Source organism: Aeromonas sp. Y311-2, assembly GCF_027706025.1.
Classification (GTDB): domain Bacteria; phylum Pseudomonadota; class Gammaproteobacteria; order Enterobacterales; family Aeromonadaceae; genus Aeromonas; species Aeromonas veronii.
In genome coordinates this window covers 184,093-191,494 of sequence record NZ_JAPDCL010000007.1, presented here as the reverse complement: position 1 = coordinate 191,494, position 7,402 = coordinate 184,093, and the positions used below count along the sequence as shown (strand labels likewise).

The following is a 7,402-nucleotide window of genomic DNA, read 5'->3' as shown; positions in this document are numbered from 1 at the left end:
GCAAAAGAGAGTAATAGATCAGAATGGCCGATCGCCGTCAAGCTTTGAAAAAGCCAAAATTAGGTGCGGAATGACGGCTGAAAATATAGAGCATTCTTTTAGAGATGTGATTGGACGCTTAGATGGTGCATTCGCATCAGATATTTTTGACTCAGAGAAAAAGAGTGGATTTTTATACAAATTAAATCAATTGATGTTAAATCTTGAACCGAGAGATGATTTGTCTTTGAGGTTTTCAGCACTTCACGATTTCAAAGGAAAGCTATTTAATTTTAATTCCGGAGATATTCTTGGTGAGAAAGTTGGAAAGCGCTTTATTGACTTTATGGCTCAGCAGCAACCACAGAAATTTGATGAACTAAACTTGTGGTTCCCTGATGATAAGTTAACAATAAAGTTCTTCGATGGGAAAAGATATAAAGATGTATCTCAAGGATCCGCCGGTCAAAAAGCATCTGCTATTCTTTCATTTCTTCTTTCATATGGAACTGAGCCTCTCATTTTGGATCAACCTGAAGATGACTTAGATAATGGTTTAATTACAAATCTGATAGTGTCGAAGCTACATGAAAGCAAATCAAAACGTCAAATAATAGTTGTAACTCACAATCCAAACATTGTTGTGAATGGTGATTCAGAATATGTCATCGCTTTAGCGGATAAGGGCCAGATAATACAAACTGCATCTGGCGCGCTGCAAGAAATTAATGTTAGGAAAAATGTATGTGAAATTATGGAAGGTGGAGAGTTAGCACTTCAAAAAAGATATAAAAGAATGCTAACTATCTAAAAATAAAAATATAATCGCAAGGTGCTATAGAAAATATTGCACCTTGCATTTCACATCGAGACACCCACATAAAGCATTGCACCTCTTGCCTCTTTTAATACTTGATGCAATTCACTTCGTTCATTGCATCATACCCTTTTCTCCTTTAGGAAATAAAGACTCCATTGATACCCAACCCTCTCCCCTTTGCCATCCTGCCAGCAATTAATTAGCGATTACTTTATCGTCTATTTATTATCCGTTTTGGAAAAAGATTTTAGCCAAACCACTTCGCTAGATAAAACAAACAGTTGCCTGCATTATCGCGTTATATTTCAATCGCCGGATAATTAATTCCCTTACTCAAATTGAACTTTTGATTATTTATAACTGAGCATAGTCCCGCAGAGTGTGTGTCATTATAAGCTTAATGACAGATGAACAGACTGTGTTCCATGACAAGCAGATCACTATTCCGTTAGCGCCCTTTCCCATCGCAATCCATTAATTCTCTCCCGATTAAATATCACGACTTTCCTGGTAGGTCGGGCAGCTGTGCGTTGGCAAACGTGTAAACATCAAACTGACAAGATGAACTCATGAACTGTGATAAACAACAAGCCACTCCCGGCATCATGCTGGCGGCGATTGGCGTAGTCTATGGCGATATCGGCACCAGCCCGCTCTATACCTTGCGCGAGTGCCTGTCAGGTCAATTCGGGTTCGGCGTCGAGCCGGCCTCCATTCTCGGCTTTCTCTCGCTGATCTTCTGGCTGCTGATCCTGGTGGTGTCGGTCAAGTATCTCTCCTTTGTGATGCGGGCCGACAACGCCGGCGAGGGTGGCATTCTCACCCTGATGTCGCTGGCGACCCGCAACGCCTCCACCCGCTGGACGCCGCTGCTGATCATCCTCGGCCTGATTGGCGGCAGCTTCTTCTATGGCGAGGTGGTGATCACCCCGGCGATGTCGGTGATGTCGGCCATCGAGGGTCTGAGCATTCTCACCCCCACCCTCGACCCCTATATCGTCACCCTCTCGGTGCTGGTGCTGACCCTGCTGTTCGCCATCCAGAAACATGGCACCGCCATGGTGGGCAAGCTGTTTGCCCCCATCATGCTGATCTGGTTTATGACGCTGGCGGTGCTGGGGCTGCGCGGCATCATCCATAACCCCGAGGTGCTGGGAGCGCTTAACCCCATCTGGGCGGTGCGCTTCTTTATCCAGTATCAGACTACCTCCTTCTTTGCCCTCGGCGCCGTGGTGCTGGCCATCACAGGGGTGGAGGCGCTCTACGCGGATATGGGCCACTTTGGCAAGAATCCAATTCGCCTCGCCTGGTTTATCGTGGTGTTGCCCTCTCTGGTGCTCAACTACTTCGGTCAGGGTGCGCTGCTGCTAAGCAATCCGGCAGCCATTGCCAACCCCTTCTTCCTGCTCGCCCCGAAATGGGCGCTGGTGCCGCTGCTGCTCTTGGCGACCATGGCGACGGTGATCGCCTCGCAGGCGGTGATCTCCGGGGTCTTTTCACTGACCCGTCAGGCAGTGCGGCTCGGTTATCTCTCACCCATTCGCATCGTTCACACCTCCGAGCAGGAGTCTGGCCAGATCTATATTCCGGTCATCAACTGGATGCTCTATATCTCGGTGGTGATCGTCATCATGAGCTTCGAGCACTCCAGCAATCTGGCGGCGGCCTACGGCATCGCGGTGACCGGCACCATGGTGCTCACCTCCATCCTCTCCTGCTCGGTGGCCAAGAACAGCTGGCACTGGAACAAGTATCTGGTGGCCATCCTGTTTGCCGCGCTGCTCTGTATCGACGTGCCGCTGTTTGCCGCCAACCTCGCCAAGATCTTCTCCGGCGGCTGGCTGCCGCTCACCCTGGGCGCGGTGATGTTCACCGTGATGACCAGCTGGAAGAGCGAGCGTTTCCAGCTTATTCGTCGCCTGAACGAGCACGGCAACTCCCTTGAGCCGATGATCGCCTCGCTGGAGAAATCCCCGCCGACCCGGGTGGCTGGCACCGCCGTCTATATGTCGCGGGTGGTCAATGTGATCCCCCATGCGCTGCTGCACAACCTCAAGCACAACAAGGTGCTGCACGAGCGGATCATCCTGCTCACCCTGCGGGTGGAAGAGGTGCCCTACGTCCACAATGTGCGCCGGGTCTGCATCGAGCAGCTCTCCCCCACCTTCTGGCGGGTGGTGGCAAGCTACGGCTGGCGCGAGACCCCGAACGTGGAGGAGATCTTCCACCGCTGCAACGCCGAGGGGCTCAGCTGCCGGATGATGGAAACCTCGTTCTTTATGGCCCACGAGTCGCTCATCATGAAAGACCGCCCCTGGTATCTCTATCTGCGCGGCAAGCTCTTTATGCTGCTGCAGCGCAACGCCCTGCGGGCGCCGGATCAGTTCGAGATCCCGCCCAACCGGGTTATCGAGCTGGGATCCCAGGTGGATATCTGATGGCGGGTTGATGGCCTCTTAAAGGCATAGAAAACCTCAGCAAGAGAGAGGGAGGCATTGGCCTCCCTCTGTTGTTTGCATTACCCCCGATTACCTCCCCCCTCATCCCCAGCCCTTCTCCCGCGAGGGGAGAAGGGGGCAAACCACCGTGGCCATATGCTGCAAACGGTGCAATTCACTGCGTTCTTTGCACCCTGCTCCCGGCATGCTGCCGATATATTTGCGTTCTCGTGCGTCCGATTACGCTTCGCTAATCGAACCTACGGTTTCAAGACAGGCGGTCTCTATCCGAACAGGCCACCACCGTAGGGTGCAACAAGCGCAGCGCCGTGCACCGCGAAAATATGTTGGAGAGCGGTGCAATTCACTGCGTTCATTGCACCCTACTCATACTGCTTTTTCCATGGTGACGAACCCACTTGGCGGCTTCGTCACAAGTGACGAACGTCACAGTTCGACAGCCACATCAGCGCGTTCATCCAACCACACGAATATTTTTATTTATTTAAAAACAGCCACTTAAAACCAATTTCGCTGCAAAAACCATTCTGGCCCGTATCTTGCCAACCTGCCCCTACTTTCTCCGTTCGCGACACGACAAGGTAGGCTATGAACCGCTTCGTTATCGCTGACCCCAAGCTTTGTATCGGCTGTGGCACCTGTATGGCGGCCTGCAGCGAGGTACACAAGGCGCAAGGTTTGCAGCAAGCTCCCCGTTTAACCGTTATGCGACACGAGCAGGCGACCATGCCGGTTCAGTGCCGTCACTGTGACGATGCCCCCTGCATCAAGGTGTGCCCGGTCGAGGCAATTGCCCAGACCGGCGATTGTGTGCAACTAAACGAGTCGCTCTGCATCGGCTGCAATCTCTGCGCCGTGGCTTGCCCGTTTGGCGCCATCCAGAGCGGCGGTAGCCGTCCCGTGGCCGTGGCCACCAGTTACGACACCTATATCCCCTGCTCCATCCGCTCCAGCAACCCCTCTACCTCCGCTGGCCTGCGCTGCTTTGGCGAGGATCTGCTGAGCTGGGAGCCGGGGGTGCGCAGCATCGCGGTCAAGTGCGATCTGTGCGAGTTTCGCGCCGATGGCCCGGCCTGTGTCGGTGCCTGCCCCTCCCAGGCACTGAAGCTGGTCAATGACGGCGACACCGAACGCGCCGCCCGTATCCGTCGCCAGCAAGCGGCCGACACCAACCCGCAAGGGGCCTCTGCCTTCTCGGCGCCTGCCACGGCGATCCCTGCATCCGATTTATCTACCACAGAGGGAGTTCGCTGATGTTGTCCCCCCTTGTTATGGCCACGCTCCTGCTCTTTTTGCTGGGCGCTGCCGCCGGTTTGCTGCTGCAAAAGCTGCCCGCACTGGCCAACCGCCTCAACAGCGGCCTTGCCCTGCTGGGCTCGCTCGCGGGCCTGGTTGCCGCCATCCAGATCTTTGCCCAAGGCGCCCCCGTCGATGGCCTGCTCTGGCTGCTGGGCTCGGTGCACCTCGACATGCTCTCCGCGCTGATGCTGCTGGTGATTAGCACCGTCGGCGTCGCCGTCGCCCTCTACTCCTTTGCCTATATCCGCGAATATCAGGGCAAGGGCGATGTAGCCATCGGCGCGCTGATGAACCTCTTCCTCTTTGCCATGGTGGGCATGGTGCTGGCCGACAACGCGCTCGGTTTCTTGCTCTGCTACGAGCTGGTGACCCTCACCACCTACTGGCTGGTCAAGACCAACCCGGATGCCGCCAAACAGAGCCGGCTTTACTTGGTGATGAACCATATCGGCATGGCGCTGGTGCTGATCGCCTTCTGGCTGCTCTGCCGTGAAAGCGGCTCGCTGGAGTTCGCTGCGCTGCGCGAGCACCATCTGGCGGGCGGTTTGGCCTCGCTAGTGTTTCTGCTCAGCTTCTGCGGCTTTGGCCTGCGCGCCGGTTTCGTGCCGCTGCACGGCTGGCTGCCGGTGGCCGAGCCCGTTGCACCTTCCCATATCTCGGCGCTGATGTCCGGCGTCATGGTAAAGCTCGGTCTCTTTGGCATCTTGCGGGTCAGCATCGATTTTCTCGGCGCCAGCCAGCTCTGGTGGGGCTATGTGGTGCTGATCTTCGGTGCCTGCTCGGCGGTGCTCGGGGTGCTGTTTGCGCTGGCCGAGCACGATCTCAAGCGGCTGCTCGCCTACCACACGGTCGAGAACATCGGCATCATCCTGATGGGGATGGGCATCGGCATGATCGGCATCGCCAACCAGCAACCGGCACTGGTGGTGCTGGGGCTGCTCGGTGCGCTTTATCACCTGCTCAACCACGCCATCTTCAAGAGCCTGCTCTTTATGGGTACCGGCTCTGTGATGTTCCGCCTGCACACCCGTGACATGGACAAGATGGGTGGTCTTGCCAAGCTGATGCCCTGGACTGCGCTGGCGTTCCTCATCGGTGCCATGGCCATCTCGGCGCTGCCGCCGCTGAACGGCTTTGTCAGCGAGTGGTTTATCTACCAATCCCTGCTCTCCATGACCAAACTCGGCACCTCCGTCGTCGCGCCGCTCGCGGTAGTGATGCTGGCGGTAACCGGCGCCATGGCGGTGATGTGTTTCGTCAAGGTGTATGGCATCTGCTTCTGCGGCGCACCGCACAGCGAGAAAGCGAGCCACGCCCGCGAAGTGCCGGGGGCCATGGTGGCAGGCACCCTGCTGCTGGCTGCGGTCTGTCTGGTGCTGGGTCTGGGTGCCCCCTGGATTGCCCCCCATATCGCCAGCTATGGTCAGGCACTCGTTTCCAGCCAGATGAGTGTCGCCACCGGCGCCACCCTGCTGCCACTCGATAGCAGCCAGGCGATCCTCTCCCCGCCCGTTATCGCCATCACCTTGCTGGGGCTGTTCCTCATTCCGCTGCTGGTACTGGCCATCTTCAAGGGCCCCAAGCTGGGTCGTCGTCACGCTGGCACTCCGTGGGCCTGTGGTTACGCCTATGAGGAGCGCATGAGCCTCACCTCTGGCGGTGTCACCCACACCTTGCGCCAGCTCTGCGCGCCGCTCTATCGCAAGCAGCCGCAGCTCGATCTGGCCAGCGCCCTGCACGGGGTGAGCAATACCAGCGGGACGACCGGCTGGTTGCTGCATGGCGTTGTGCTGGCGCTCTTTATCCTGATGGCAGTAGGAGTCTGATATGCCTGTTCTTGAAATGCCGAGCTGGGGCATGGTTGCCCTCGCCCTGACCCAGGCCATCGCCATGCTGGCGCTGGCGCCGCTCGCCACCGGTTTCAACCGGGTGCTGCGGGCCAAGATGCACTCCCGCCAAGGGCCGGGCCTGCTGCAGGATTACCGAGATATCGCCAAGCTCCTTCGCCGTCAGGAGGTGACCCCCGAGCCTGCCGGCATCATCTTCAACCTGATGCCTGCGCTGCTGATCGCCGCCCTCTTGCTGGTGGGGATGGCGCTGCCGACCCTGACTCATGAGTCCCCCTTCCCTATCGCCGGGGATCTCATCACCGACATCTATCTGTTCGCCATCTTCCGCTTCTTCTTTTCGCTGGCTGGGCTCGACAGCGGCAGCATGTTTGCAGGGATCGGTGCCCGCCGCGAGTTGACGCTGGGCATTCTGGTGGAGCCCATTCTGGTGCTCGCCTGCTTCATCATGGCGATGATGGTGGGCAGCTCGGATCTGGGCAATATCAGCAGCTATGTAGCGACCCAGCCGCTGGCCGCGCCGGTTGCCACCCTGCTGGCTGGCGCCGCCTGCGCCTTCGCGGTGTTTGTCGAGATGGGCAAGCTGCCCTTTGACTGCGCCGAAGCCGAGCAGGAGCTGCAGGAGGGGCCGCTCACCGAGTACTCCGGTGCGGGCCTGGCCCTGCTCAAGCTCTCCATCGGCCTCAAGCAGCTGGTGGTGGTGCAGCTCTTTCTGGTGATTTTCCTGCCCTTCGGCAAGGCGGCCAACTGGAGTCTGCCTGCGCTCATCGGCGCAGCGCTGATCCTCGCCTGCAAGCTGCTGGTGGCCTTTTTGCTGGCCGGCATCATCGAAAACGCCATGGCCCGTACTCAGTTCGTGCGCACCCACAAGCTCACCCGCTACGGCTTGGGGCTGGCCCTGCTGGCGCTGCTCGCCTATCTGGTCGGGATCTGAATCATGCCCGCCAGCACAGCAACTTTTTCCGATTTCATCATTTGTGAATGCTCATTCCCGAACA

The 7,402-nt window shown here is 57.1% G+C and carries 4 protein-coding genes and 1 pseudogene; all 5 read left to right on the top strand.

What is annotated here, in order from left to right; all coding sequences use genetic code 11:
* Nucleotides 1-790: pseudogene (locus tag OKC42_RS09415) on the top strand (TrlF family ATPase); the annotation flags it as partial.
* Nucleotides 791-1,368: 578 nt separating this feature from the next.
* On the top strand, nucleotides 1,369-3,237 hold the full coding sequence (kup, locus tag OKC42_RS09410) for a low affinity potassium transporter Kup (RefSeq protein ID WP_270819538.1): 1,869 nt from the start codon (nucleotides 1,369-1,371) through the stop codon (nucleotides 3,235-3,237).
* A 609-nt stretch (nucleotides 3,238-3,846) separates the two neighbouring features.
* Complete coding sequence (locus OKC42_RS09405) at nucleotides 3,847-4,512, top strand: 4Fe-4S dicluster domain-containing protein (protein ID WP_195878468.1); 666 nt, start codon at nucleotides 3,847-3,849, stop codon at nucleotides 4,510-4,512.
* Nucleotides 4,512-6,383: a hydrogenase 4 subunit B gene (hyfB, locus tag OKC42_RS09400; RefSeq protein WP_270819533.1), complete on the top strand. Its 1,872-nt coding sequence runs from the start codon at nucleotides 4,512-4,514 to the stop codon at nucleotides 6,381-6,383. Before OKC42_RS09405 ends, hyfB begins: the two co-directional genes overlap by 1 nt.
* A 1-nt stretch (nucleotide 6,384) precedes the next feature.
* The gene (locus OKC42_RS09395) at nucleotides 6,385-7,338 is read left to right on the top strand and encodes a respiratory chain complex I subunit 1 family protein (protein ID WP_139459172.1); all 954 of its coding nucleotides are present in this window, start codon (nucleotides 6,385-6,387) and stop codon (nucleotides 7,336-7,338) included.
* Nucleotides 7,339-7,402 lie beyond the last annotated feature (64 nt).

Bases quoted from the DNA above. Each gene is read 5' to 3' on its own strand.
- kup (WP_270819538.1), top strand. From the start codon at position 1,369: ATGAACTGTGATAAACAACAAGCCACTCCCGGCATCATGCTGGCGGCG.
- OKC42_RS09405 (WP_195878468.1), top strand. From the start codon at position 3,847: ATGAACCGCTTCGTTATCGCTGACCCCAAGCTTTGTATCGGCTGTGGC.
- hyfB (WP_270819533.1), top strand. From the start codon at position 4,512: ATGTTGTCCCCCCTTGTTATGGCCACGCTCCTGCTCTTTTTGCTGGGC.
- OKC42_RS09395 (WP_139459172.1), top strand. From the start codon at position 6,385: ATGCCTGTTCTTGAAATGCCGAGCTGGGGCATGGTTGCCCTCGCCCTG.